This window comes from Rheinheimera hassiensis, assembly GCF_022436675.1.
GTDB lineage: Bacteria > Pseudomonadota > Gammaproteobacteria > Enterobacterales > Alteromonadaceae > Alishewanella > Alishewanella hassiensis.
Genome location: NZ_JAKUJZ010000006.1, coordinates 97,576 through 123,502 on the forward strand (window position 1 = coordinate 97,576; position 25,927 = coordinate 123,502).

General features: G+C 48.8%; 23 protein-coding genes, 1 tRNA gene and 1 pseudogene. 9 read left to right on the forward strand and 16 right to left on the reverse strand.

What is annotated here, in order from left to right:
* Positions 1 to 14 precede the first annotated feature (14 nt).
* The 14 genes from MJX74_RS13930 to MJX74_RS13995 form a co-directional block, all read right to left on the reverse strand.
* Positions 15 to 90 (reverse strand) — tRNA-Lys (locus MJX74_RS13930).
* Between the two features lie 148 nt (positions 91 to 238).
* A complete protein-coding gene (gene ybgF, locus MJX74_RS13935; RefSeq protein WP_240223425.1) occupies positions 239 to 1,042 on the reverse strand; it encodes a tol-pal system protein YbgF in 804 nt (267 codons plus the stop codon).
* 27 nt (positions 1,043 to 1,069) lie between these two features.
* Positions 1,070 to 1,591, reverse strand: a complete 522-nt coding sequence (gene pal, locus MJX74_RS13940; RefSeq protein ID WP_240223426.1) for a peptidoglycan-associated lipoprotein Pal — start codon at positions 1,589 to 1,591, stop codon at positions 1,070 to 1,072.
* A gap of 40 nt (positions 1,592 to 1,631) precedes the next feature.
* Positions 1,632 to 2,987, reverse strand: coding sequence for a Tol-Pal system beta propeller repeat protein TolB (gene tolB, locus MJX74_RS13945; RefSeq protein ID WP_240223427.1), 1,356 nt, complete (start codon positions 2,985 to 2,987; stop codon positions 1,632 to 1,634).
* The gene (tolA, locus tag MJX74_RS13950) at positions 2,984 to 3,901 is read right to left on the reverse strand and encodes a cell envelope integrity protein TolA (protein ID WP_240223428.1); all 918 of its coding nucleotides are present in this window, start codon (positions 3,899 to 3,901) and stop codon (positions 2,984 to 2,986) included. The genes tolB and tolA overlap by 4 nt, the downstream gene beginning before the upstream one ends.
* Position 3,902: 1 nt before the next feature.
* The gene (gene tolR, locus MJX74_RS13955) at positions 3,903 to 4,334 is read right to left on the reverse strand and encodes a protein TolR (protein WP_068229639.1); all 432 of its coding nucleotides are present in this window, start codon (positions 4,332 to 4,334) and stop codon (positions 3,903 to 3,905) included.
* Positions 4,334 to 5,023, reverse strand: a complete 690-nt coding sequence (gene tolQ / locus MJX74_RS13960; protein ID WP_240223429.1) for a protein TolQ — start codon at positions 5,021 to 5,023, stop codon at positions 4,334 to 4,336. The genes tolR and tolQ overlap by 1 nt, the downstream gene beginning before the upstream one ends.
* The gene (gene ybgC / locus MJX74_RS13965; RefSeq protein ID WP_240223430.1) at positions 5,013 to 5,423 is read right to left on the reverse strand and encodes a tol-pal system-associated acyl-CoA thioesterase; all 411 of its coding nucleotides are present in this window, start codon (positions 5,421 to 5,423) and stop codon (positions 5,013 to 5,015) included. Before ybgC ends, tolQ begins: the two co-directional genes overlap by 11 nt.
* Before the next feature lie 728 nt (positions 5,424 to 6,151).
* Complete coding sequence (ruvB, locus tag MJX74_RS13970) at positions 6,152 to 7,162, reverse strand: Holliday junction branch migration DNA helicase RuvB (RefSeq protein ID WP_240223431.1); 1,011 nt, start codon at positions 7,160 to 7,162, stop codon at positions 6,152 to 6,154.
* Positions 7,163 to 7,165: 3 nt separating this feature from the next.
* Entirely contained in the window at positions 7,166 to 7,786 is a 621-nt protein-coding gene (ruvA, locus tag MJX74_RS13975) for a Holliday junction branch migration protein RuvA (RefSeq protein ID WP_240223432.1), read from the reverse strand.
* A gap of 34 nt (positions 7,787 to 7,820) precedes the next feature.
* The gene (ruvC, locus tag MJX74_RS13980; protein WP_068229624.1) at positions 7,821 to 8,345 is read right to left on the reverse strand and encodes a crossover junction endodeoxyribonuclease RuvC; all 525 of its coding nucleotides are present in this window, start codon (positions 8,343 to 8,345) and stop codon (positions 7,821 to 7,823) included.
* Between the two features lie 13 nt (positions 8,346 to 8,358).
* On the reverse strand, positions 8,359 to 9,102 hold the full coding sequence (locus tag MJX74_RS13985; protein WP_240223433.1) for a YebC/PmpR family DNA-binding transcriptional regulator: 744 nt from the start codon (positions 9,100 to 9,102) through the stop codon (positions 8,359 to 8,361).
* Between the two features lie 64 nt (positions 9,103 to 9,166).
* Entirely contained in the window at positions 9,167 to 10,945 is a 1,779-nt protein-coding gene (gene aspS / locus MJX74_RS13990; RefSeq protein ID WP_240223434.1) for an aspartate--tRNA ligase, read from the reverse strand.
* A gap of 83 nt (positions 10,946 to 11,028) precedes the next feature.
* Positions 11,029 to 13,851, reverse strand: a complete 2,823-nt coding sequence (locus tag MJX74_RS13995) for a transporter substrate-binding domain-containing protein (RefSeq protein ID WP_240223435.1) — start codon at positions 13,849 to 13,851, stop codon at positions 11,029 to 11,031.
* A 66-nt stretch (positions 13,852 to 13,917) separates the two neighbouring features.
* Here MJX74_RS13995 and MJX74_RS14000 point away from each other — a divergent pair, with 66 nt between their 5' ends.
* The 8 genes from MJX74_RS14000 (at position 13,918) to MJX74_RS14035 (ending at position 20,378) form a co-directional block, all read left to right on the forward strand.
* Complete coding sequence (locus MJX74_RS14000; RefSeq protein ID WP_240223436.1) at positions 13,918 to 14,754, forward strand: DUF72 domain-containing protein; 837 nt, start codon at positions 13,918 to 13,920, stop codon at positions 14,752 to 14,754.
* Between the two features lie 59 nt (positions 14,755 to 14,813).
* Positions 14,814 to 15,539 (forward strand): carboxy-S-adenosyl-L-methionine synthase CmoA, encoded by a 726-nt coding sequence (gene cmoA, locus MJX74_RS14005; RefSeq protein ID WP_240223437.1) that lies wholly within the window; start codon positions 14,814 to 14,816, stop codon positions 15,537 to 15,539.
* 24 nt (positions 15,540 to 15,563) lie between these two features.
* Positions 15,564 to 16,529, forward strand: coding sequence for a tRNA 5-methoxyuridine(34)/uridine 5-oxyacetic acid(34) synthase CmoB (gene cmoB / locus MJX74_RS14010; protein WP_240223438.1), 966 nt, complete (start codon positions 15,564 to 15,566; stop codon positions 16,527 to 16,529).
* A gap of 23 nt (positions 16,530 to 16,552) precedes the next feature.
* A complete protein-coding gene (locus tag MJX74_RS14015; RefSeq protein WP_240223439.1) occupies positions 16,553 to 17,449 on the forward strand; it encodes a LysR family transcriptional regulator in 897 nt (298 codons plus the stop codon).
* Between the two features lie 7 nt (positions 17,450 to 17,456).
* Positions 17,457 to 17,864, forward strand: coding sequence for a hypothetical protein (locus MJX74_RS14020; RefSeq protein ID WP_240223440.1), 408 nt, complete (start codon positions 17,457 to 17,459; stop codon positions 17,862 to 17,864).
* A gap of 78 nt (positions 17,865 to 17,942) precedes the next feature.
* Entirely contained in the window at positions 17,943 to 18,986 is a 1,044-nt protein-coding gene (gene purM, locus MJX74_RS14025) for a phosphoribosylformylglycinamidine cyclo-ligase (protein ID WP_240223441.1), read from the forward strand.
* An 8-nt stretch (positions 18,987 to 18,994) separates the two neighbouring features.
* The gene (gene purN, locus MJX74_RS14030) at positions 18,995 to 19,645 is read left to right on the forward strand and encodes a phosphoribosylglycinamide formyltransferase (protein ID WP_240223442.1); all 651 of its coding nucleotides are present in this window, start codon (positions 18,995 to 18,997) and stop codon (positions 19,643 to 19,645) included.
* Positions 19,626 to 20,378, forward strand: coding sequence for a DUF3108 domain-containing protein (locus tag MJX74_RS14035; RefSeq protein WP_240223443.1), 753 nt, complete (start codon positions 19,626 to 19,628; stop codon positions 20,376 to 20,378). The genes purN and MJX74_RS14035 overlap by 20 nt, the downstream gene beginning before the upstream one ends.
* Positions 20,379 to 20,413: 35 nt before the next feature.
* On the opposite strand, the pseudogene MJX74_RS21780 reads toward MJX74_RS14035, so the two are convergent.
* Positions 20,414 to 20,527 (reverse strand): annotated as a pseudogene (locus tag MJX74_RS21780) (class II glutamine amidotransferase); the annotation flags it as partial.
* A 279-nt stretch (positions 20,528 to 20,806) separates the two neighbouring features.
* Here MJX74_RS21780 and fadE point away from each other — a divergent pair.
* Positions 20,807 to 23,275: an acyl-CoA dehydrogenase FadE gene (gene fadE, locus MJX74_RS14040; RefSeq protein ID WP_240223444.1), complete on the forward strand. Its 2,469-nt coding sequence runs from the start codon at positions 20,807 to 20,809 to the stop codon at positions 23,273 to 23,275.
* Between the two features lie 65 nt (positions 23,276 to 23,340).
* Here fadE and MJX74_RS14045 read toward each other — a convergent pair whose 3' ends face one another.
* Positions 23,341 to 25,926 (reverse strand): ExeM/NucH family extracellular endonuclease, encoded by a 2,586-nt coding sequence (locus MJX74_RS14045; protein WP_240223445.1) that lies wholly within the window; start codon positions 25,924 to 25,926, stop codon positions 23,341 to 23,343.
* Position 25,927: the final 1 nt, after the last annotated feature.

Below are 25,927 nucleotides of genomic sequence, written 5' to 3' on the forward strand. Positions count from 1 at the left end.
AAAGTTTGCGCGATTGGTGGGTCGTGCTGGATTCGAACCAGCGACCAATTGATTAAAAGTCAACTGCTCTACCAACTGAGCTAACGACCCTAACCGCGGAGGCATATCTTACTGATTTACGGCTTTTGTGCAACCAAAAATTGTTAAAAACCACGCTGATATCGTCTGACTGCTCAAAATGCCAGCGTTTGGAGGAATTAAAGCTTGCAGAAAAAACCCGGCCTAAGCCGGGTTTGTATTATTTAAGTGCGTTGATTCTATCCTGCGCCAGCTTCGCTGAAGTAGCGTTGGGCTGTTTTTCCAGCAACTGACGGTAGTACCGCAGTGCTGCATTTTTGTCGTTCTCGCGCTCTGCCACTTGCCCTAATTTTAATAAGGCATCGGCCACTTTACCGGAATCCGGGAAGTTATTTACTACCCGCTCAAAATGCGTCTTCGCTTTAGCCAGTTCATTATTGTTAAATAACAACTGTCCCAGCCAATAGTGTGCGTTAGGCGCATAGCCTGAATCAGGGTAACTCTGAATAAAGTTTTCGAACTCAGGAATTGCTGCATCATAGCGGCGCTCTTTCAGTACCATATTTACCGCTTTATCATAGGCTTCATTTTCAGAAACATCAGATGAATACGCCGCAGCACTGGCAGCAGGTGCCGGGGTGTTTGTTGGTATTGTCGGTATAGTGGCAGACGGCGTTGTCTGTATTGCGCTGACACGCCGCTCTATTTCCTGATAGATATCGCGCTGACGCTGCAGGATTTCTTCAAGCTGATACGTATGTGTTTCAGTTACTCCGCGCAGCTCGCTCACTTCGTCCAACAACATTTGTAGCTGCTGGGCCATACTAAGCTGCGCATCTGATCTTGCTTTAACAATACGCTCAAGCTCAGCTAAGCGTTGTTCCATAGAACCCGCAGGCTGAGCCTGTTGAGTAGTGCTAATAGCAGATCGGTTGCGGTTAATATCAGTAACCGGCGCCGGATTGGCGATAGCACTGGCGTGAGCCAGTGTTATCGCGGTTAGCAGAGTATATTTCACTGTCATGCGTATCAATATCGTAATGAGTCTGGATTAGTAGACTAACACTGCACGACGGTTTTTAGCAAAACTTGCTTCACCACGTGATGCATCAGCTGGCTTTTCTTCACCGTAGCTAACAGTAGAGATTTGGCCGGCAGAAACACCCAGGTTTTGCAGGTATTGTACTACTGATACAGCACGACGCTCGCCCAGAGCGATGTTGTATTCTGGTGTGCCGCGCTCGTCAGTGTGGCCTTCTACAGTTACACGAACACTTGGGTTAGCCGTTAAGAAAGCGCCGTGAGCTTGCAGCACTTCGATAAACTCAGGACGGATAGTCGCTGTATCAAAGTCGAAGTAAACGGTGTTTTCCTGACGCAGAGCTTCCAGCTTCTGACGTAATTGTTCTGCAGGGCTTACTGCCTGCTCAACAGTTTCAACTTGCACAGTTTCCTGAGCCATGCCTGAAGTATCTGCATCAGATGCGTCAGTTGAAGAAGTTGAGCTACAAGCAGCCATGGTCAGCACTGGTAATGCGATCAATAAACTTTTTAACACTTTATTTAATTTCATGATGTTGTCCTTAGTATTTAATGTAATAACGCTTTTTATTTTATAAAAACGGCGACCACGACGGAGACTTAACTTGCCCTTCTACCGCCGGCAGACGCGCTTTAAAACGACCGTCCATAGAAACCAGTGCTAACACCTGCGAAGAACCATGGGTGGTACTATAAATAATCATAGAACCATTTGGCGCCACGCTGGGTGACTCGTCCAGATTTGTCTTTGTTAACACTTGCAAAAAACGGGTCTGACGATCCATTTTTGCAATGTGATACTGCCCTCTGGTGCGATTCACCATTACAACCGAATTTCCATCCGGAGTGTAAGAGCCCGCCAGGTTCATTTCACCTTCAAAGGTTAAACGTCTGGTCGCACCCGTTAACAAATTTACGCTATAAAGTTGCGGATTTCCACCTCGCTCCGAACTAAATAGCAGCTCCTTACCATCAGGTGCCCACGACGGTTCAGTGTCGATAGCACGATGATTTGTTACTCGCGTCAATGCCTTAGTGGCTACATCCATCACGTAGATTTCTGCATTACCGTCTTTCGACAGCACCAGGGCCAAGCGCTTGCCGTCCGGCGACCATGTTGGCGCACCGTTAATACCCGGTGTGCTGCTTAACATAGTACGACGTCCGCTATAAATATCTTGTACATAAATTTGAGACTGGCGCTTTTCAAATGTCACATAAGCCAGTTTAGTGCCATCAGGCGACCAACTGGGCGACATTAACGGCTCTTTAGAGCGCAGCAGTACTTGTTCATTTGCACCATCGTAATCGGCAACAATTAACTGATAAGGAAACTGCTGGTTACGGTTTACCAATACATAGGCAATTTTGGTTAAAAATGCACCACGCTCACCGGTAAGCTTCTCATATACTATGTCACTGATACGGTGGGCATATTGGCGGAACTGGCTACCATTAATAGTGGTTTCACGGCTATCAAGAATATGCGCCATGCTGCCGGTTAAACGCCCGGCATTTAGCGATTGCCGATCTGCGCTGTTGCTGCCTTTCAATACGTCGATCAGTTCAAAACTAACAGTATAACGGTCAATACCCACTTCTGTAATCTGGCCTATCACAATAGCCTCAACACCTTCACGCGCCCAGGCAGCGTAGTCAATTTGTGCTGATGTAGGTGGCCGTTGGGGCATTTTTATACTGGCCAGCGGGCTAAATTTACCGCTGCGCATCAGATCGGCAGCAATAACTTCATCAATACGCTCTTTGGGTAAATTAGCGCCTTTAAAAGTAAATGGCAGTATTGCGATCGGCCTGCCTGTATCAATACCACCTGTAATTACTATTTCCAAAGAAGCATGTGCTTGCTTGCTTGAAAACAACACTAACACCACAACAAATACCAAACTGTATAACTTATTAATATTCAAAACTGAGGCTCCACTTTAAGCGTAATATCTTTCATTTGTTCATAAACTTCAGGATCAGAGGACATTGGCATAGTGCCTATACGATTTATCGCCCTTTCTGCAGCAGCACAAACGTTACTATCACCGCCAAGAACCTTGACGTTGGTTACAAACCCAGTCGTCGCTAATCTAATATTTACCGAACAAGACCTGCCTCTCATACTGTCATCTTTAATTAGCGCATTATCTACTGCATCGCGGATCAATGCCGTATAGCGCTGAACTTCTGTCGCTGCCTGCCTTGCCCTTGCTGCGGAACGAGCCTGCGCTTCTTTTGCCATTTGTTCCTGCATGGCTCTTTCCTGCTCAGCGCGCTCTTTAGCTTCTGCAGCCTGGCGTGCCCGCTCTGCAGCAGCTTTTTCTGCGGCTTCCTGCTCAGCTTTACGTTTTTGCTCAGCAGCTTTGGCAGCATCTTCTGCTTTTTTCCGTTCCTGCTCTTTCGCTATTCTGGCTTGTTCAGCTTCGCGCGCCTTGGCAGCTTCCTGCTCCTGCTGCTTTTTCGCATCAGCAGCTGCTGCTTTAGACTTTTTCGCCTCTTCATCTGCCTGGCGTTTTTCCGCTGCTACCCGCTTTAAACGCGCCTCTTCTTCAGCGCGGTTTTTTTCGGCCTGCTGTGCCCGGCGTTCCAGATCACGAATACGTTTTTCTTCAGCAGCACGGGCGTTATCACGCTCTTGCTGCATTTGCTGCACCCGGTTATTTAATTGCTGCTCATCTATCGCAACCGCCTCAACCGGGGCTTTGCCTTCAGATTCCAGACTAACGTTCACCATCTCGGGCGTACTGGAAAAGTCGGCGCCAAAAACCAGCAATATCACTATAGCCAAATGCAGGCCAAGCGATTTTGCCAATTGTGGATCTATTGCAACAGCCATCTCAGTTTGAATCCACGTTATCTGTCATCAGTCCAACAGAGGGTGCACCAGCACCTTTAAGCACATTGATCAGGCGGATAACAGCATCATAACTAACTTTACGATCACCCTTTACTATCACTTGCGTACCCGGTTCTATTTTCAGCCAGCTGGCTACCTCAACAGTTAACTCAGCTGCCGTAAATGGCCCTTGCTGTTTACCGTCTTTCTCAAAATAGTACAAACCGTCCTGGTCTACCGTTGCCACAAGCGGCGTTTTACCGTCTTGCATTTGCTTTATCGGCTCTGCTGCTGACTTAGGCAATTCCACCTTCACGCCCTGAGTAATCAGCGGCGTTGTCACCATAAAAATGACCAGTAGCACCAACATAACATCGATATAAGGCACTACGTTTATTTCAGCCTTCAAACGACGTTTTTTACGTACATACATCAGGCAGCTTCTCCGCCGTTAGATACCGCCTGCCGGTGCAGAATATTGGCAAACTCTTCAACAAAGTTGGCATAACTGCTTTCAAGCATTTCTACCTGATGCGAAAACTTGTTATAAGCAATTACTGCCGGAATAGCGGCAAATAAACCAATCGCCGTGGCAATAAGTGCTTCAGCAATACCCGGTGCTACCATAGACAGCGTAGCTTGCTCTACGGCACCTAAGGCGATAAATGAGTTCATGATACCCCATACCGTGCCAAACAGACCGATATAAGGGCTGATAGAGCCAACAGTGGCTAAAAACGGTAAGTGCATCTCCAGCCGCTCTACCTCGCGGGACAAGCCAACACGCATTGCGCGCTGAGTGCCTTCCATTACTGCGGCAGGTTGACGGCTGTTAGTTTTATGCAGACGGGCAAACTCTTTAAAGCCAGCTTTAAACAGGGTTTCTAAACCATTGTTTGATGCTCTGGCACTGACTTCGTTATACAATTTCGCTAAGTCGACACCTGACCAGAACTTATCTTCAAACTTCTTTGCTTCAACCACTGCTTCACTTAACGCTTTACGCCGGCGGAAAATCATAGTCCATGACATTACTGACATCGCCAGTAAAATCAGCATGACCAGTTGCACAACAAAACTGGCTTCGATCAACAAACTTAAAATAGAAATTTCACCTGCCACGCGCTAACACCTCTGACACTTCGGCCGGAAAAGCCCTGGCCTTCATCTCCTGTAATGAAATACAGGCTACTTTAATATGTGCTGAACAAACCAAGTCTGCCGCACTATTATGAATACTTTGCTTAAAAACTATACTTGCTTGCTTTAAGGTACTGATTTGACTCGATACCGTCAATAATTCATTAAATCTAGCTGGCTTTTTGTTATCCATTAAAACTTGTGTAACAACAAAAGCGACATTATTTGACAATAATAAATCCTGCTCAATACCCAGTGCGCGCAACCACTCGGTGCGCGCTCGCTCAAAAAATTTTAAATAATTAGCATAATAAACTATTCCTCCGGCGTCGGTATCTTCATAGTACACACGCACAGGGAATGTAAAGACTGTTTCTGACATGAGCATTCGCTTTAATTGCTGCATATGATAAGTAAGCCGGGACACTAACTCAATTGCCCGACAAGCAGAACGGCAACTATATTTTTCTTCATCAGCTACTTGTAATTTTCATTCGTTTCTGTTGACCCATATAATTTTATGAGGTTCCGTAAAAAATACATTTTTTATGCCTTATTTAACTCTATATGCCAGATACACTTAGCTATAGTACTCACTCTAAAAGCCTGATAAAAAGTAATGTGCTGTATCTTCCATGCTTAAGATTAACCCCACATGAACAGTGCGCTTGCAACGATGCCTCTTTAGGGGTTGATTAAATTTAACACTAAGCTGCCCCGAACACGTATTAGTTTTTTTAATGCTGGCGTACTAAATTTTCTCGTTTGAAGTAATTACTCCAAATCCTTATTATTACACCTGTGTTCTGAGCTAGCGCAAGAGTGAGGCAAGAAGTTACCGCACTTTAGTGAAGATCATTTGGTAGCGAGATTTGTGTTATTTCCAAATTTTGTTGCTGTTTAAGCATGTTCCCTGGATTTTTTGAAGCACTCCTTCAACTTGTAGCCCGCTCCCTGAGCGGGCTTTTTTTTTATCCACGTCCTGGCTCGCGCTGCAGCGTTGTTGCCTGCATTAAAGCGCAACACTCACATAGTCTACTATGCTCGTATTGCACTTTAACTTGTCGCCTAGCTGCAGCACCAGCCAGTTAGTGGATACTTTCATTCAGCTTAATCTGCTTGCGGTAAGTCAAAGCCAAAGTGAGCATAGGCCCGTGGCGAGGCAATACGGCCACGCGGCGTGCGCTGAATAAAACCCTGCTGAATTAAAAACGGTTCTATTACATCTTCAATGGTATCTTTTTCTTCGCCAATGGCCGCGGCTAAGTTATCTAAGCCCACCGGGCCACCCATAAATTTTTCAATAATGGCCAAAATAAGTTTGCGGTCCATATAGTCGAAGCCTTCAGCATCTACATCCACCATCAGCAGCGCTTGTGATGCAATCTCTACCGTCACCTCACCATTAGCTTTAACCTGGGCATAATCACGTACACGGCGCAGTAAACGGTTGGCAATACGGGGGGTGCCGCGCGAGCGCCTGGCAATTTCTGCTGCGCCGGCTTCGTCCAGCACTAAGTTTAGAAAGTGCGCCGAGCGCAGAATGATCTGCGTTAACTCCGACACTTTATAAAACTCCAGCCGCTGCACTATGCCAAAGCGATCACGCAGTGGTGATGTTAAGGCTCCGGCACGCGTAGTCGCGCCCACTAAGGTAAACGGCGGTAAATCCAGCTTAATTGAGCGTGCCGCCGGGCCCTCGCCTATCATAATGTCCAACTGATAGTCTTCCATCGCCGGATAGAGAATCTCTTCCACCACCGGGCTTAAGCGGTGGATCTCGTCAATAAACAGTACATCGTTTGGCTCAAGGTTGGTCAGTAGCGCCGCTAAGTCACCGGCTTTTTCCAGCACCGGGCCTGAGGTGGTTTTAATATTCACGCCCATTTCGTTGGCAACGATCATCGCCAGCGTGGTTTTACCCAAACCCGGCGGGCCGAAGATCAACAGGTGATCCAACGGATCCCCCCTGCCTCTGGCGGCTTCAATAAAAATCGCCATCTGTTGGCAGACATGCTCTTGCCCGGTGTAATCGGCCAGAGTTTTTGGCCTTATGGCACGGTCAATTACCTCGTCTTCACGGGTGGCACTGGTTTGAATTAAACGATCAGCTTCTATCATGGTTTACATCATGCTCCGCAGCGCCGCTTTTATCAGCTGTTCACTGCTCATGCCGCTTTGTTTTACCTTTTGTACGGCTTTGTCGGCCTGTAACTGGCTGTAACCCAGCGAAACCAGCGCGCTGGCAGCATCTTGCTCTGCACTTTGCTCCGGGCTGAATATCGCTTCATCATCTTGCAGCACCAAACCATCGGTAATTGGCGTATTAGGTGCTATGCCCCAATCTTTTAATCGATCGCGCATTTCTACCACTAAACGCTCTGCGGTTTTTTTGCCCACGCCGGGTAACTTCACCAAAGTGCTGACATCATCAAGTTGTACACAGCGTACGAATTGTTGTGCTGTCATGCCGGATAAAATGGTCAGGGCCAGCTTGGGGCCAACACCGTTGGCTTTGATCAGTTGGCGAAACAGCGCGCGCTCACTCTGGTTAACAAAGCCATATAACAACTGGGCGTCTTCGCGCACAACAAAATGGGTATAAATAGTGGCTTCAACGCCGGTAGCCGGCAACTGATAAAAACTGGTCAGCGGCAGTTGTACTTCATAGCCGACACCAGCCACTTCTATTAATAAATCCGGCGCCTGCTTTTCCAGCAGAATACCGCGTAAACGTCCAATCATAAGGTCTGCTTATAGAATAAGGTGATAAATCCGCTTAGCGTAACCGGCCACGCACCGTTTTGCGCGCCTGACCGGCCAAACTGATTAAACTCTGCTGAGTATGCCCATGACACAAGGCGACTGCAAGTGCATCGGCGGCGTCGGCCTGCGGGTTGGCCGGTAACTTTAATAAGGTGCGCACCATATGCTGTACCTGCGCTTTATCGGCGGCGCCGGTGCCCACGACCGACTGTTTTACCTGCCGCGCTGAGTATTCATACACCTCAAGCCCGGCATGTTTGGCGGCAACTATGGCAGCACCACGTGCCTGCCCCAGCTTTAACGCAGAGTCAGCATTGCGCGCCATAAACACCTGCTCAATGGCAAAAATAGTCGGCTGGGTTTGGCTGATAATTTCACTGACGCCGTTAAAAATATCCAACAGGCGCTCGGGCAGTAAATCAGTGGTGGTCAGGCGGATACAGCCGCTGGCAACATACTCGAACTTCATGCCGACCTGGCGCACTACGCCGTAGCCGGTTAAACGGCTGCCCGGGTCAATGCCCAGAATAATATTCACAGTTGCGCCACGCTTAACCGTGCTCTGCCATCAGCTCGTCACTGATATCGGCATTGTGATACACGTTTTGCACGTCGTCTGAGTCTTCCAATTGGTCGAGCAGTTTAAAAAACGCTGCTACATGATCTGCATCGACTTCAGCCCGGGTAGAGGGTATTAAGGTTACTTCGCTGCTATCCGGCATAAAACCAGCGGCTATCAGGGCGTCTTTCACATCATTAAACTGCTCAGCAGCGGTCAGCACTTCAAAGCTGCCATCATCATGACTGATAATATCCTCGGCTCCGGCGTTTAGCGCCGCTTCCATCAGGCTGTCTTCATCCACGCCAGGGGCAAAAATCAGTACGCCGCGGCGGCTGAATAAATAGGCTACTGAGCCACTGGTGCCCAGGCTGCCGCCAGCTTTGGTGAATGCATGGCGGACATCGGCCACGGTGCGCTTGTGGTTGTCGGTCATGGTTTCTACAATCACCGCTACGCCATTCGGGCCATAGCCTTCATATACCAGCTCTTCGTAATTTTCGCCCTCGCTGGCACCGGCCCCGCGTTTTATGGCGCGGTCGATAGTGTCACGGGTCATGTTTTCTGATAAGGCTTTGTCTACCGCCAATCGCAAACGCGGATTGACGCTAACATCAGGATTCAATCGGGCCGCTACGGTTAGCTCGCGGATAATTTTGGTAAAAATTTTATTTTTTTTCGCATCCTGACGGGCTTTGCGATGCTTCATGTTCGCCCATTTACTATGGCCGGCCATCAGTTACTCCTTAGTTGTGGCAGCAAGATTGCTGCCACGGTATTGCAGATAAAAATAGTAAAACTTATTCTGCTTTAGCTACTACGGCGATGCCAAGCTCAGCCAGTTGTGCCGGGTTAGCGGCGCCAGGGGCATCGGTTAATGGGCAAGCGGCAGTGGCAGTTTTAGGGAACGCCATCACATCACGTATTGAAGTGGCGCCGGTCATTAACATTACCAGACGGTCCAGGCCGAAAGCCAAACCGGCGTGCGGAGGCGTGCCGTATTTTAACGCTTCCAGTAAGAAACCAAACTTTTCGCGGGCTTCTTCATCGCTGATACCCAGCAGAGTAAATACCTTAGCTTGCACATCTGCGCTGTGGATACGCACCGAACCACCACCCAATTCAGTGCCGTTTAACACCATGTCGTAGGCATTAGACAACAGCTCACCTAGTTTCAGCTCATTGTTAGCGGTGTTTAAAAACGCCGCCGTATCCAGTGGCGAGGTAAAAGGGTGATGTACAGCAGAAAAACTGCCGTCGTCGTTTTCTTCAAACATCGGGAAGTCCACTACCCACAGTGGTTTCCAGCCCGCTTGGGTAATGCCTAAATCCTCACCCAGCTTTAAACGCAGCGCGCCCATGGCTTCACACACCACTTTGTAGCTGTCGGCACCAAAGAAAATTAAATCGCCGTTAGCTGCAGCAGTGCGGGCAATAATAGTGCTGATAATCTCCGGCGTTAAAAATTTCGCTACCGGCGATTGCACGCCGTCTGCGCCTGCAGTTACGTCATTCACCTTCATCCAGGCTAAGCCTTTGGCACCGTAAATGCCAACAAAGCTGGTGTAGTTGTCGATATCTTTACGCGATACTTTCTCGGCAGCACCAGGTACTTTTAGCGCCACTACCCGGCCTTTGGCATCGTTAGCCGGGCCGGAGAATACTTTAAATTCAACGTCTTTAAGTAAATCGGCGACATCAACAAACTGCATCGGGTTGCGTAAATCCGGTTTGTCTGAGCCATACAGCCGCATCGCTTCCCAATACTGCATGCGTGGCATTTTGCCTAAATCGACACCCAGCAACTGGTTAAACATTTGTACAACCATCTGCTCGGTCACTTCCATGACCTGCTCTGCGCTCATAAAAGAGGTTTCAATATCAATCTGGGTGAATTCCGGCTGGCGGTCAGCCCGTAAATCTTCATCGCGGAAGCATTTAACAATTTGGTAGTAGCGATCCAGACCCGACATCATCAGCAATTGTTTAAACAGCTGTGGTGATTGCGGCAGGGCAAAAAACTCGCCTTTGTGGGTGCGGCTTGGCACTAAGTAATCGCGGGCGCCTTCCGGTGTGGCTTTAGTTAAAATGGGCGTTTCGACGTCCATAAAACCATGGCTGTCCATAAAGTTACGCACAAAGCTGGTGACTTTAGCGCGAAACTTTAACCGCTCACTCATCAGCGGCCGGCGCAGGTCAAGGTAACGGTACTTTAAGCGCTGCTCTTCGCTGTTGTTTTGGTTAGAGTCCAGCGGCAAAGGTGCAGCTTTATTAAGGATAATCAGTTCGCTGGCGTACACTTCTACTGCGCCGGTAGCCATATCTTTGTTAATTTGCGAGTCTGGTCGTGCCCGCACCTGGCCTTTGATTTGAATACAAAATTCATTGCGCAGTGTATAGGCAACATCAAACAGGTCTTTTAAATCCGGGTCGCAGACAACCTGCACCATACCTTCACGGTCACGCAAGTCTAAGAAAATCAAACCACCCAGATCGCGGCGCCGGTTAACCCAGCCGCATAAAGACACTTGTTGCCCAACATGTTGTGCGGTTAATAAACCACAATAATGGCTACGCATTAAACCTTCCTTCTACCTTGCTAATCAGCGGCACTAAAATGACGGCTAATTATATAGAAATGACGCCTAATGTCACTGCCCGCTTACGAAAACACCGATCGGGAAAAACAATACTGATTCTTGCCCTGCTGCTTAACCCGGTACATCAGGCTATCGGCTACTTTCAGCAGTTTAACACTGTCAGTACCATCATCAGGGTATACTGCAATACCAATGCTGGCTCCTACCTGAACTTCACCAACCGATAAGGTTAGTGGTTGGCTTAACTGGTGCAGCATTTTCTCTGCCACTATAGCGGCATCTTCGCGGCTAAGCAGGCCGGTGAGTAACACCACAAATTCATCGCCGCCAAAGCGGGCAACGGTATCGCTTTTTCTGACAGCTTCTTTGAGCAGCAAAGCAAGCTTCAGCAGCAGTTCGTCGCCTACATCATGGCCATGCAGATCGTTGACTTCTTTAAAGCCGTCCAGATCGATAAATAGCAGTGCCAGAATTTCATTGTGCCGGGCATGTTGTAATAAAGCCTGCTCTATCCGCTCTTTAATCAGGCCACGGTTAGGCAACTGCGTTAAATCATCATGTGTGGCCATAAAACGCATTTTTTGTTCGGCTTGCCGGCGCAGGCGCACTTCTTTGCGTAATGACAAATTCCAAAGCACAAAGAATGTCAGCAGCACAAGCGCTGCGCCACCAATCTGCCACATCATGCGGTTAAACTGAGCTTTATTAATGCCCTGTGTTATCTGAAAACTAAACCACTTTTGATACAACTGTTGCCGTTCTGCCTGGCCAATGCTGCGCAGGCCCTTGTTGAGGATCTCTAATAGCGGGAGGTAATCGTTACGCACAGCTATCAGTGAGGGATAAGACGGTAAATCATCCAGCACTTGTACACGCAGATACATGTAGCCAGTCTGGCGCAGCATTTCACTGGCGGCCTCGACAGAGTCGATGACAAAATCGACCTCGTGTTGCAACAGCAAATCCAGAGCGCGGCGCAAATCAACAACTGGCTTTACGTCAATTTGCGGATAAACGTCGTTAAGATGTTTAGCCAGTTGATAGTCTTTATAAATTGCTACCCGCTTACCATTCAGATCAGCTGTACTGAGTATGGTAGCCTCATCGCCCCGGCTGATAGTCGCCCACTGTATTGACCAGAACTCGTCGCTAAATACCGCATAACTTTTACGATCTTCGCGCTGCGAAACATTAGCGATAAGGTCAAGATTTTTCTGCTGCAGATCAGCCAGCATAACGTCGAACTGGCTGTAAACGGTGATATCAAAATCAATGTTCATTCGCTGGCTAAGCAAGTTAAACATATCCACGGTGACCCCGGCCGGGTTGCCATTTTCGTCAACAAACTCCATCGGCGCCCAGTCGCTGAGCATACCAACACGCAACTTGCTATGGTTTCTCAACCAATCTGCTTCTTTTGCTGATAACGGCACTTTGTCGCGAAAAGCAGCAAAATAATGCTGCGATTTATCTGTGATCCAACGTTGTTCTGCCTGTTCCAGTGCGTCAAGCTTAAGCGCAGCAAAACCTTGCCGGATATGCTCTGCCAACTCAGGTTTATCTGCCCTGACCAGGCTATACAACGGCGAGCTGACGCTGCTTGATTCCAGCTTGCTAAAACTATCCCACATGTTCAACTGCTGTAAACGCATTGGTATAGTGGCTGAAGCAGCAAAAAAACCCAGTAAATGTCCGCTTAAAGAGGCATCCAGCATCTCGTTCAGGGTGCGATACCTTTCAAACGCTAATTGTGGATAACGCGCCTGCAACTCGGCTACATAGGGTGCATTTTCAAACACCCCCACTTTACCGGTGCTGCTGTCGTCTAAGTGCTTCAACTGTAATTTTGCCAGGCTGAAAAATTCTGAATTAAAACTGTATAGTTGATGCGCATCCAGCAAATTGTCTGGCAGCCCCTTGTTGTCTGGAAACGCCACTACCACATCAATCCGGCCTTTTTGCAAATTATTCAGATTATTAAACGAAGAGTCTGGTACAAAAGCGATTTTTGTACCGGTTTGCTCAGACCACAGCTGCCACATATCAACAAACAGGCCCTGTGCCTCGCCCTGCAGCGACACGTGCATGTACGGCTGATTATCAATAGACACGCCAAGCAGCAAGGTGTCCTGCTGTGCCGGCACGCCCAGCCAGCGTCTTTCCAGCTCATCAAGAAAGCTACGGTTAAGCCGCGAAGTGGCCTCAGCCAACTGTTGTGCCAGCTGCTTATTGGCAGGCAGCACAGCATATACCAACTCCATCTTGCGCAATGCAATACGGCGGAACAAAGGAAACTTTTGATTAAGCTCTTCATAGCGGGGGTCTTGAGTAGGAAGCCGGTCCAGACCGGTAAAAGCGGCAACCTTTCCATCAAGAGCAGCCTGATACAAAGCAGTAATATTAGGAAAATACATAAAGTTGCCTTGCGGCAATTGTTGTTTTAGTGCCGCCAGATGGCCGGTATTTTCCACCACACCGATTACGAAGGGTTGCAGGTCTTTTAATGAGTTAACGCCGGTCAAATCGCGCATTACGTAGATATTGCTAAAAGCATCAATATTAAGCTCGGTAAGCTTAAACATGGCACTGCGCTCTGGCGTGTTAGCCATAGCACCATGTAATTGCACATCGCCTTGTTGCAGCAGCTTTAATGTGTCTGGCCAATCGGCGGCAATAAAGTCTATCTGAATGTTTTCCTGCCGCGCCACTTCGCGCCAGTAATCTACTGCCAGCCCAGCTACTTCACCGTCATTATTGGTAAACATATAAGGATAAGTGTCTGCACTTAATGCCACCTTCAGCCTGTCAGGTAAGTTGGTTTCAGATGCATAAGAGTGTGCCAGCGAGAATATCAGCAACACAGCTAAGATAGATTTGCCAATCATTATGTTATGCTTCCCAGCTTTAGTCTGTTAGTTGTACGCCGCCTCAGGAGTAAGGTCAAGTCAGCTATGTTATATCTCGGCTGCCCGGTATGGGCCAACCCAAAATGGAAGAATGCCATCTACACCAAAGATGCCAAAGCAACCGACTTTTTGCCGCAATATGCCCGTTATTTTAACAGTGCTGAGGGCAATACCACCTTCTATGCTGATCCATCAGATGATACTTTACAACGCTGGCTGCAAGACACACCCAATCACTATCGCTTTGTGTTAAAAGTGCCACAGCGCATTAGTCATCATGGCGGCGCAGACAGCATGCTGCAGTTGCGAGACTGGCTTAAACGTATGGCAGTGCTTGGGCAGAAACTGGCACTGGTGCACCTGCAACTGCCTGCGCGCACCGGCCCGGCCGACTTTAGCTACATCAGCACCCTGGTTGAACAGATCAGCCAACAATGCCGCTGTGCGTTGGAAGTGCGTCATCCGGCTTTTTTTGACAAAGGCCAACATGAAATTCAACTGCACAAGATGTTGCAACATTATGGCGCTGAGCGCGTTGTTATTGACAGCAGGGCCTTATTTTCCGTGCCTGCTACCACTCAGGCATTAACAGATGCTCAGGCCAAAAAGCCCCGCGTGCCGGTGCATGCGATAAGTTTCAGTCAAACACCTGTGCTGCGCTTTATCGGTACCGATGATATGGCCGTTAACCGGCAGTTTTATCAGCCTTGGCTAACCAAAGTGCAGCAATGGCTGGACGACGGCAAAAGCCCGTTTTGTTTTTTTCATACGCCGGATAATCTTTTAGCGCCGCAGTTATGCCGCCAATTTGCCCAGGATTTAGCCTACCCTCACAACTGTCTGGAACCCTGGCCTGGCGAGCAGCAATTCAGCTTGCTGTAGTTTTGCGGCATTTAAGGTAAAATAGCGCCACTTACACTGTTTCCTACCGACAAGTTTTTATGCAAAAAGATGCTATTTTCGCCGAACCACTGGCACATATTCAGGATTTTCGCTTTGACGATCAGGTGGCAGATGTATTCCCTGACATGATCCAGCGCTCAGTGCCGGGCTATCAAACTATTATTCAGACCATTGGCAAGCTTAGCGGCCGCTTTCAGCAAGCCGACAGCAATTACTACGATCTCGGCTGCTCGCTTGGCGCCGCCACACTGGCGATGCGACGCAATATTAACGCTGATAACAGCAGGATCATTGCGGTAGATAACAGCAGCGCCATGGTAGAGCGTTGCGAGCGGCATTTGCAGGCATTTCGCTCCGACATTCCGGTGGAAGTAAAACTGGCTGACATTCGTCAGCAGCCGATTGAACAGGCCGCTATAGTGGTGATTAACTTCACCTTGCAGTTTTTACCCAAAGAAGATCGCAATACACTGATTAACCGCGTGTATCAGGGCTTAAAACCCGGTGGTTTATTGATTTTGTCAGAAAAGTTTATCAACAACGACCCGCTGACAAACGACTTGTTAGTGGAGTTACACCATGACTTTAAACGCGCCAACGGTTACAGCGAGCTGGAAATCAGCCAAAAACGCAGCGCGCTGGAAAATGTGATGAAGCCTGACACTCTGCCGGAACACCAGCAACGCTTGCAGCAAGCCGGTTTTACCAGCCAAACCTTGTGGTTTCAGTGTTTTAATTTCTGCTCAATGGTCGCAATTAAATAAGGCCACTCTTATATAAGGTTAGCTATGCTCGATTTCACGCCCTTTTATGCCCAATTGGCCAGCAATAAACTGCACAGCTGGCTACAGACGTTACCTGCGCAGCTGGCCAGCTGGAGCAAAGACGCCCTGCATGGCGATTTTAAACAGTGGCAAAAAGTGATCACTAATTTACCGGCAACCAGGCCCTCGCTTACTGAGCTGAAAAGCGCAGTGCAGTTTGGTAATGCTGATGATATCAGCAGCGGCGAAGCGCAGCAGATCCGTTACTTACTGCAGCAGTTAAAACCCTGGCGTAAAGGTCCGTTTAATATTCACGGTATTGATATTGATACCGAGTGGCGCTCTGACTTTAAATGGGATCGGGTACTGCCGCATATTGCTCCGCTGGCAAACCGCACTTTACTGGATGTGGGCTGTGGCAGTGGTTATCACTTGTGGCGCATGCGCGGCGAAGGCGCAGAATTTGTTGTCGGCATTGACCCGTCGCAGCTGTTTTATGCGCAGTTTCAGGCGATTAAACATTTTAACCCCGACCCGGCAGTTAATCTGATCCCGATAGGCATTGACGAGATGCCGGCTCTGAAGCAGTTTGATACCGTGTTCTCAATGGGTGTGTTGTATCACCGCCGCTCGCCGCTGGATTTTCTGCAACAGTTGAAAAACCAACTGCGCCCGGGTGGCGAGTTGATCCTGGAAACCTTAGTGGTAGAAGGTGACGAACATACGGTACTGGTGCCCGGCGAGCGTTACGCCAAGATGCGTAATGTCTGGTTTATCCCCAGCGTTGCTGCGCTAACACACTGGCTGCAACGGTTAGGTTTTAGCAATGTACGGCTGGTAGATCTAAACCGCACCAGCTTAGACGAGCAGCGCAAAAGCGACTGGATGGAAAACGAAAGTTTAATTGATTTTCTTGATGCAACTGATCATAGTAAAACCATAGAAGGCTATCCGGCGCCGCTTCGGGCGGTGATCGTCGCCAACGTATAACGCCACAGGAGCGCACGCCCGTTATGCCCTACCGTCCACGTTCAACCCTGGAGCAATGGCGCATTTTGCAAGCTGTTGTCGATGCCGGTGGCTATGCGCAGGCGGCAGATCTGCTGAATAAAAGCCAGTCATCGCTGAACCATGCCGTAGCGAAATTACAAACCCAGCTTGGTGTTGAGTTGCTGGAAGTGCGCGGTCGCAAAGCCTATCTGACCGACGCCGGTGAAGTGATGCTGCGCCGCTCCCGGTTACTGACACAGCAAGTGGAAGATTTGGAATTGCTGGCCGCCAATATCGATCAGGGCTGGGAGCCGGAAATCCGTATTGCAGTAGAACTGGCCTACCCGCGACGCTTTTTAAATGAAGCCCTGGCGGCGTTTTATCCGCTCAGCCGCGGCAGCCGCATTCAGCTTATCGATTGCGTTATTACCGGCACCGCAGAAATTATCCAGCAAAAACGCGCTGATCTGGTTATAGCCGCTTCGGCTGTTATTCCTAAAGGCTACCTGGGTGAACATTTATGTCATACCCGCTTTATTCCGCTTACCGGTAGTAATAATCCGTTAGCCACCGCAAGCCATATTGACCAAAATGAGCTGAGCCAGCATTTGCAACTGGTGATCCGTGACACCGCACAGAAACCGCAGGAAAATATCGGTTGGCTGCGCGCGGAGCAACGCTGGACAGTAGATAACTTCTTTGAGGCGATAGAAATTTTGCAACTGGGGCTGGGCTTTTGCTGGTTGCCGGATTTTATGGTGACAGACTATATTGCCCGTGGCACTCTGGTACAACTGAGCCTGAACCAAAGCAGCGAACGCATAGCAACCATATCGCTGGTAGCGCCCAAAGAAGAAACGCTTGGCCCCGGCAGTAAACAATTACGCCAGTTAATTCTGGCCGCTCATCAAAAATCCTGAGGCAATTATGCAACAACAAGAACTGAATAACTTAATGCAGGCCGCGGCCGCAGACGCGGTAAAATATGCCGCAGAAGAGCACCAATTAACGCTGGATCACAGCATAGACAGCCTGCAGCAAATTGATGTTTTGCTGGCAGAATTACACAGCAGGGAACAAAAGCAGCGCCATTCGGCCGAGGTAGTGTTTACCTTATGTAACATTATCGGTGCTTATATTGGCGAGTTATTTATCGCCAATGTTGGCGGCCACTGGCAACATGATCAGAGCGACAGCGAAGCGCCTTTTGTTTATATACGGCTGAATGACAAAGAATTTCCATTTGCTTCAGTGTGTTACCACAAGTTTACCCGCGACAACAGCATCAGTTTATATGACTATGTAAAGCAAGCTATGGCAAATGCTATGCAGTAAGGCTTTTGTCGGCGGCGTTAAGCAGGTAAAATGCCGCCAATTTTTAGCCTTTCCACTTTCAGTCATTCGAGGATTGCCGTGAGCGAGCAGAAAACATCGTTAAGCTACAAAGACGCCGGAGTTGATATTGACGCAGGTAATGCGTTAGTTGAACGTATTAAAGGCGCAGTCAAACGCACACGTCGCCCTGAAGTTATGGGTGGTTTAGGTGGTTTTGGCGCCCTGTGCCAAATTCCGGCCGGTTATAAAGAACCGGTGCTGGTATCAGGCACTGACGGTGTAGGCACCAAGCTGCGCCTGGCGATGGATTTAAAACGCCATGACGGCGTAGGCATTGATCTGGTGGCCATGTGTGTTAACGATCTGGTCGTACAAGGTGCTGAGCCGCTGTTCTTCCTCGACTATTACGCCACAGGTAAGTTGGATGTAGATACTGCCTCAGCAGTCGTTAACGGTATCGCCGAAGGCTGTTATCAGTCCGGCTGTGCGCTGGTAGGCGGCGAAACCGCAGAAATGCCGGGCATGTATCACGGCGAAGATTACGACATCGCCGGTTTCTGTGTTGGTGTGGTGGAAAAAGCAGATATTATCGATGGCAGTAAAGTACAACCGGGCGATCAATTAATCGCCATGGCATCTTCCGGCCCGCATTCCAACGGTTTTTCGTTAATCCGTAAAGTATTGCAAGTCAGCGGTCAGAACCCGGATACTATGCTCGAAGGTAAATCCCTGGCAGATCACCTGCTGGAGCCTACCCGCATTTATGTGAAAAACCTGCTTAGCCTGTTTAAACAAACCCCGGTGCATGCTTTGTGTCATATTACCGGCGGCGGCTTCTGGGAAAATATTCCACGCGTATTGCCGGAAAATACCAAAGCTGTTATTGATGGTAAGAGCTGGCAGTGGCCGGCCATTTTCAACTGGCTGCAACAGCAGGGTAATATCAGCCGCCACGAAATGTACCGCACCTTTAACTGTGGTGTTGGCATGCTGGTAGTGGTACCACAGGACAAACTGCAGCAGGCCATCAGCATACTGCGTGATGCCGGCGAAACAGTGTGGCACCTGGGCGAAATCCAGTCTGCAGCGGCAGGTGATGAGCTGGTTATTATTAACGAATAAGGCAACCGATGAAATCTATCGTAGTACTGATTTCCGGCAGCGGGTCAAACCTGCAGGCCATTATAGACGCCTGCAGCAGTGGTTTTATCCCTGGTAAAGTCAGTGCCGTGATTTCAAATAAAGCTAATGCCTACGGGCTGGTACGCGCCAGTGAAGCCGGTATCAGCACGCAGGTACTAAGCCATAAAAGTTACACCAGCCGCGACAAATATGATTTGGCACTGGCTGATGCTATTGAGCAGCACAAACCAGATTTGGTGATATTAGCCGGCTTTATGCGTATTCTTACGCCGGCTTTTGTACAACATTTTAACGGCCGCCTGCTTAATATTCACCCTTCGCTTTTACCAAAATATCAGGGCTTAACAACTCATCAGCGCGTCATTGATGCCGGTGATACCGAGCATGGTTGCAGTGTACACTTTGTTACCGAGCAGCTTGATGGTGGCCCGGTTATTTTGCAGGCTAAAGTGCCGGTATTTGCCGATGATGATGCGCAAAGCCTTGCCGAGCGGGTACATGAACAGGAGCACCGGATTTATCCGTTGGTTGTACGCTGGTTTTGCCAAAACCGTTTACAACAGCACTCAGATCAGGCATGGTTAGACGGCAATGTATTAGCAGCCAACGGTTATGCCAATGATGAAGACGAAGACTAACTGGCGCTTATGGGCGCCTTTTGTTGTAATAACGACACTCTTTTGCAGCGCAACCCGTGCTGAAACCGTACCGTTAAGCAGTTTTAATGCCGATTACTTAGTGTATCGTGCAGGTAAACAACATGGTGAAGCCAACCGCTATTTAAAAACCACAGAACAAGGCTATCAACTGGGTTACAGCAGTGATATCAGTTGGATGATATTCTCTGATAACCGCCAGGAAATATCTGACTTTACCGTAACCGATGGTGCTATTCAGCCATTGCGCTATGTTATGACACGCTCCGGCACTGGCCCAAACCGCTACTACGAGCTAAACCTCGACCCAGTTGCCAAAGTATTAAGTGAAGGCAAAGCGCGTAAGCCAAAAGCAACACAATGGCAGAGTGACTGGCTGGATCAGATAAGTTATCAGATGCAACTGGTACTGGATTTACGCGCCGGCAAAACCGAGTTTACCTACAACGTGCTAAACCGGCACGGCGACAGCAAGCCTTATCACTATAAAGTGGTGGCCGAAGAAATGCTGCCGCTGCCTTATGGCAATATTAAAACCTTACGTATCGCCCGCATTGAAGAAAACAGCGATAAGCAGATTTACGCCTGGGTAGCGCCAGAGCTGGATTACTTGCTGGTGCGTTTATGGCGCGGTGAAGATAATGTTGAGCAGTTCGACGTACAACTGCACAAATTGGATCTGACACCCTCAGTTCAGGCCAGCGGTTCACCATAGCGAAACAGCTGGCTTTCTCCGGCAGCCATCTTATGTCATTGTTCATTATTGGTCAGTGGCCCGGTAGCAATAATAGTGACCACATCATTCGGTGTGGTTTCAAGGCTAAAATCAATATCCACATCAACATCCGACAGCCGGGAAATACCAAAAGGTGCCCGCCCCGCTCTTTTAAGCCTGTAAAACTAAATCAAATATCCGTTGGCACATTAACCAACATACCAAGTAATTCACACATCCGCGTCCTTAGCTGAGTTAAAGTGCTGCGGCGAAATTGAGCCAAACGGCTATGCTTAAACGTAATAACCTAAGAGTTGCAGCGAAAGTTGACAATCACTTTGTGCAACCACTGCTTTTAGGCTTGCAACTTTAGTTAAAGCGTTTTACTCTAACCGCATAGTGGTCAGACCTCTCACTGGGAGAAAAAAATGGAAGGGTTAGTTCTTTGTGCGGTACTTATCGCCGCAATTGGCATACTGGCGTATAACCGCGCCAGCTTAACAATGTTTACCGCCGTTATCGCAGTAATACTGGCAACAGGCACTGCATTAGATGTTGTTGGCGCAGTAAGCTGGATAGTATTTTTATTGATTGCGCTGCCGCTGAATATTGCCGCAGTGCGCCAGCAATACCTTACTAAACCACTGCTGAAAGTGTACCGGAAAATCATGCCGGAAATGTCCAGCACTGAGAAAGAAGCTATCGACGCCGGTACGACCTGGTGGGAAGCTGATTTATTCCGTGGCAACCCGGACTGGCACAAAATGCATAACTTTCCGGTGCCGCGTTTAAGCGCCGAAGAGCAGGCATTCCTTGATGGCCCTGTAGAAGAAGTACTTGCCATAATGGATGACTGGCACACCACACATGAACGTGCTGACCTAACCCCTGAAGTCTATCAGTATTTAAAAGACAAAGGCTTCTTCGCCATGATCATCAAAAAAGAATATGGTGGCCTGGAGTTTTCGGCTTATGCGCAATCCTGTGTGCTGCAAAAACTGACCAGCAAGAGCATGGTGTTATCCAGCATCGTTGGTGTACCTAATTCATTAGGCCCGGGCGAACTGTTGCAACACTACGGTACTGATGAGCAGAAAAAACATTACTTACCACGCCTGGCTAAAGGCCTGGAAGTGCCCTGTTTTGCCCTGACCAGCCCGGAAGCCGGCTCAGACGCCGGTGCTATTCCTGATACCGGTATTATTTGTAAGGGCCAGTGGGAAGGCGAAGAAGTCATTGGTATGCGCCTGACCTGGGACAAACGCTATATCACGCTGGCGCCTATTGCGACTGTGCTGGGTTTAGCATTTAAACTGTATGACCCGGAAAAACTGCTGGGTGATAAAGAAGAGCTGGGCATTACCTGTGCGCTTATTCCTGTTAGCACGCCGGGCGTAAAAATTGGCCGCCGTCACTTTCCGCTAAACGTGCCGTTTCAAAACGGCCCTACCCAGGGTAAAGATATTTTTGTGCCGCTGGATTACATTATCGGTGGCGCGAAAATGGCCGGTCAGGGCTGGCGTATGCTGGTAGAGTGTTTGTCTGTTGGCCGCGCTATCACCCTGCCATCGAACAGCACCGGCGGTATTAAAGCCGTAGCTATGGCCACTGGCGCTTATGCCCGCATTCGCCGCCAGTTCAGATTGCCGATTGGTAAAATGGAAGGTGTGGAAGAAGCGATGGCCCGTATTGGCGGTTATGCCTATATGGCTGATGCATCTACCACGATGTCAGTTGGCTCAATAGATTTAGGCGAGAAGCCATCAGTAATTTCAGCCATTACCAAATACCATATGACAGAGCGGATGCGCCAGGCCATCATTGATGCGATGGACATCCACGGTGGTAAGGGCATTTGTATGGGCCCTAACAACTATCTGGCGCGCGGTTATCAGGGCGCTCCGGTGGCTATTACGGTTGAAGGCGCCAATATTTTAACCCGTAATATGATTATCTACGGTCAGGGTGCTATTCGTTGCCACCCTTATGTACTGGCCGAACTGCAAGCTGCCCAGTTAGACGATCAGGGCGCAGCAGTAACGGCATTTGATAAAGCGCTGTTTGGCCATATTGGCTTTGCTATCAGTAATTTCTTCCGTACCTTCTGGTTGTCATTAACCGGCGGTGCTTTTAGCAGCGCGCCTTATGGCGATGCAACAGCAAAATATTATAAGCAAATGAACCGCTTTAGTGCCGCATTAGCGCTGATGTCGGATGTTGCTATGGGTACTTTAGGTGGTGATTTAAAACGTCGCGAGCGTATCTCTGCCCGTCTGGGTGATATTTTAAGTATGTTGTATCTGACATCAGCAGTGTTAAAGCGCTACAACGACGAAGGCCGTAAAATTGACGATTTACCGCTGGTACAGTGGGCCTGTGAAGACAATCTGGCTAAAGCCCAGCTGGCACTGAATGAGCTGTTTGATAACTTCCCGAACCGTGTAATCGGTGTGGTATTAAAACGGGTGGTATTCCCGTGGGGCCGCACCTTACGCAAAGCGTCAGATGTTATTGAGCACAAAGTTGCCCGCATTATGCAAACACCGGGCGAAGCACGTTCACGCCTGGGCCACCATTTATACCTGAAAAACGAACCGTTAAACCAGTTAGGTTTAATGGAGCAGGCATTGCTGGATGTTCTGGCGGCTGAACCGGTGTTTGATAAGGTTACCCATGCTGCTGGTAAGCGTATGCCGTTCTATCGTCTGAATGAAGTTGCTGAGTTAGGTTTGCAGCTAAAAGTGATTAGCGAAGCCGAAGCAGAGCAGCTGCGGGTTGCAGAACGTGGCCGTTTATTTGCCATCAATGTTGATGACTTTGACCCTGAATATCTGGCTGCAGATAAAACCCTGACCCAGCAAGGGGCTGGTGCAGTAGAGAAAGATCAGGCTGCCTAAGTTAGTTTTTAATTAATAAAAAACGCCGGTTTTCACACCGGCGTTTTTTATTTGCAGCAATAAACTTAGTTAAAGTTCACCACTAATTCAGCTGAACAGCTGGATGTAGCCTGCTGACAAATTTTATAGGTCACGCTTGGCGCTTCAGAGCGGAAGTTATCGTTAATACGCCCTGGTGCGGTTAAATTACGTACCGCTTCATTGTCACGATACAGAGTTAACCCTGTCGCATCGCCGCTCCAGTTCAGTTGCACTAAGCTCATGCCAAAACGGGCACGCACAGTGCGTAGCAGTTCCAGGTTGGCGTCCAGTGGGGGTAAAGCACCTGCCAAGTTAAACGATACGATTACCGGATCATGATCTGACGAGCGGTATGCATCAGCTGCATAATAGTCAAGTTGCTGCTGGGGTGATTTAAACTCAATGTTATAATCCAGCGCTATTGGCTCGTCGGCATTAATATTCCACTTAGTCGCATCTGCCAGATACTGCAACGCCATATCATTAAGCAAGGCGTGATCCAGTGAGCCCGATAAGCCAGAGAACACATAACCATGGCCAGGCACTTTGCCTAAGGCTTCAAACACGTTGATATAACCGGCCTGTGCCAACTTAGTGATAGGATCTTCTTTGGCATAAGCGTTTAAGTCACCCATTACCACTGCCGGAATATCGGCAAAGTGCTCTGCAGCAAAAATACCGATTGCCTCAGCTGCACGGGTACGTGTCAGGTTGCAGTTACCCTGGCCATCGCCGGTATCCGGATCTGCAGCACCGCACGAAGAGCCTTTAGATTTTAAGTGGTTAACCATCACGGCAAACTCAGCGTTATTCTCTATCAGGTTAAAACGCTGTGCCAGCATAGGCCGGTTACTGCCATCATCAAACAAAGCCACGCCCTGGCCGTCTTTAGCTGAATTTACTGAATCAAGGATCAGCAGCTCGCCTGCAGGTTGTACCTGATCAGCTCGGTAGATTAAACCTACCGCTATTTCATCTGTACCCACCGGGCCTGCTGCACTAACATACTGCCAACTGCTATTGCCGGAAGCTGCACGTAAACCCTGCACCAGATCAGCGATAGCAGACGTTTGGCTGTAACCATCGTTTTCAATTTCCATCAGGCCAATAACGCTGACATCCATTGCCACCATAGCGGCGAGAATTTTAGCCCGCTGGCGTTCAAACTCTACGGTGTCATCCGCACCCCGTGCCGTCGGGAAGCCGCCACCTGTGCCATTACCATTAAAGTAATTCAGCACATTAAAGCTGGCCACTTTAACATTGCCATCGGCAGAAAGTTCCGGCGCGGCAGTGCGGGGGTTGCTGTGGATAAAACTAACGCTTTGCGTTGGCATAATGCGGTATTCATTAAAACCGTAATGCACGGTACCGGTAAGGTTAAGCACCGTATCACCGCTACGCACTACATTTGCCGCCGACAAACCGCCGGTGGGATAAGGCACGGTTTCAGGGTTTTGTGAGCTGTTGGCATCATCTAACACAATTTTATTCAACGCATGCTCTGCCGCCAGTGTAATAGCATCGGCACCCGGAGCTACAACCTGAGTCGGCGTATAGCGGCGGCCATTGGCTAATGTCAGTTCACCAAAGCGGCCCAGAGTAAAGGTATCGTTTACTGTTAATGGCTGCTCAAAGCTAACCAGCATGCCTTCTACGGCTTCAAGCTCAGCCAGGCTGCTAACCGGCAGGCTTAACGGGGTAGGCGCCGGTAATGGGCTGCTACCACAATCAAGACTGGCAGCAACATTGGTCAGTTGCGTGTGGCCGTTAAACTCAGCTACTGTTGCCAGTAAGCGTACACGCTGGCCTTCTGCTACCGCTATATCGGTAGTATTTACATAAACAAACACCCCTTCTGAGCTGGCCGGATCATTATCCTGTTCTGCAGCAAGGGCCTGAATATTGTAGCCGCGTAAACCAGATAGTGTTTGCGTTACCACAGCCTCAACCTGCACCACTTCGCCCACCAACGGGCTTGCCATGCCGGTACCCTGAATAGCATAAATCGGCGTTGCCGGTTCGCCACAGGCTAATATCGGCTCTGGTTCTGGCTCAGGATCCGGCCCGGGGCCCCCGCCTTCACCATTAAATAAGCCGATGTCACTGAAATCGTCCTGGGCAAAGCCCAGCCACTGCTCAGCCGGGTCAAAGCTGTCATTTGGGTTGGCATCATAACTAACGGCGGCACGGCGCAGCGTATCATTCGCGGTGGTAATACTGCCTGAGCCCCAAGCAGAGCCTGGGTCAACGCCTAACTGGCCTATTGAGTCCAGCACGACACCATTTTTTCTCAATATAATAGTATCGTCACCATTCCACAGGCTTTGTGTTACCTGCAAATCCGTTAATGCTAATAACTCTGCTGCCGAGTCGTTATCGGCAATAACAAAAGTTGCCCCTGCAGCAATACTGCCAGTAAGGTTAATTGTCGTACCTGCGCTAGTATTGCCATTAAAATAGACCTGAATACTGTAAGTATCTAATGCAATTGCGCTATTGGTTGGGTTATATAACTCCAACGCTTTATTGTTGCCAGAGCCTTCTACATATTCGGAAATAAACAATTCGGCATTTACTGCCGGTGCCAATAACATGGCAATAGTTGCTGATAGCGTCCTGATTTTCATG

Bases quoted from the DNA above. Each gene is read 5' to 3' on its own strand.
- cmoB (WP_240223438.1), top strand. From the start codon at position 15,564: ATGCTCGATTTCACGCCCTTTTATGCCCAATTGGCCAGCAATAAACTG.
- MJX74_RS14045 (WP_240223445.1), bottom strand. From the start codon at position 25,926: ATGAAAATCAGGACGCTATCAGCAACTATTGCCATGTTATTGGCACCG.
- ybgF (WP_240223425.1), bottom strand. From the start codon at position 1,042: ATGACAGTGAAATATACTCTGCTAACCGCGATAACACTGGCTCACGCC.
- ruvB (WP_240223431.1), bottom strand. From the start codon at position 7,162: ATGATAGAAGCTGATCGTTTAATTCAAACCAGTGCCACCCGTGAAGAC.
- MJX74_RS13985 (WP_240223433.1), bottom strand. From the start codon at position 9,102: ATGGCCGGCCATAGTAAATGGGCGAACATGAAGCATCGCAAAGCCCGT.
- fadE (WP_240223444.1), top strand. From the start codon at position 20,807: ATGGAAGGGTTAGTTCTTTGTGCGGTACTTATCGCCGCAATTGGCATA.
- MJX74_RS14035 (WP_240223443.1), top strand. From the start codon at position 19,626: ATGATGAAGACGAAGACTAACTGGCGCTTATGGGCGCCTTTTGTTGTA.
- MJX74_RS14020 (WP_240223440.1), top strand. From the start codon at position 17,457: ATGCAACAACAAGAACTGAATAACTTAATGCAGGCCGCGGCCGCAGAC.
- tolR (WP_068229639.1), bottom strand. From the start codon at position 4,334: ATGTATGTACGTAAAAAACGTCGTTTGAAGGCTGAAATAAACGTAGTG.
- ybgC (WP_240223430.1), bottom strand. From the start codon at position 5,423: ATGTCAGAAACAGTCTTTACATTCCCTGTGCGTGTGTACTATGAAGAT.
- purN (WP_240223442.1), top strand. From the start codon at position 18,995: ATGAAATCTATCGTAGTACTGATTTCCGGCAGCGGGTCAAACCTGCAG.
- ruvA (WP_240223432.1), bottom strand. From the start codon at position 7,786: ATGATTGGACGTTTACGCGGTATTCTGCTGGAAAAGCAGGCGCCGGAT.
- pal (WP_240223426.1), bottom strand. From the start codon at position 1,591: ATGAAATTAAATAAAGTGTTAAAAAGTTTATTGATCGCATTACCAGTG.
- MJX74_RS14015 (WP_240223439.1), top strand. From the start codon at position 16,553: ATGCCCTACCGTCCACGTTCAACCCTGGAGCAATGGCGCATTTTGCAA.
- cmoA (WP_240223437.1), top strand. From the start codon at position 14,814: ATGCAAAAAGATGCTATTTTCGCCGAACCACTGGCACATATTCAGGAT.
- tolA (WP_240223428.1), bottom strand. From the start codon at position 3,901: ATGGCTGTTGCAATAGATCCACAATTGGCAAAATCGCTTGGCCTGCAT.
- aspS (WP_240223434.1), bottom strand. From the start codon at position 10,945: ATGCGTAGCCATTATTGTGGTTTATTAACCGCACAACATGTTGGGCAA.
- MJX74_RS14000 (WP_240223436.1), top strand. From the start codon at position 13,918: ATGTTATATCTCGGCTGCCCGGTATGGGCCAACCCAAAATGGAAGAAT.
- MJX74_RS13995 (WP_240223435.1), bottom strand. From the start codon at position 13,851: ATGATTGGCAAATCTATCTTAGCTGTGTTGCTGATATTCTCGCTGGCA.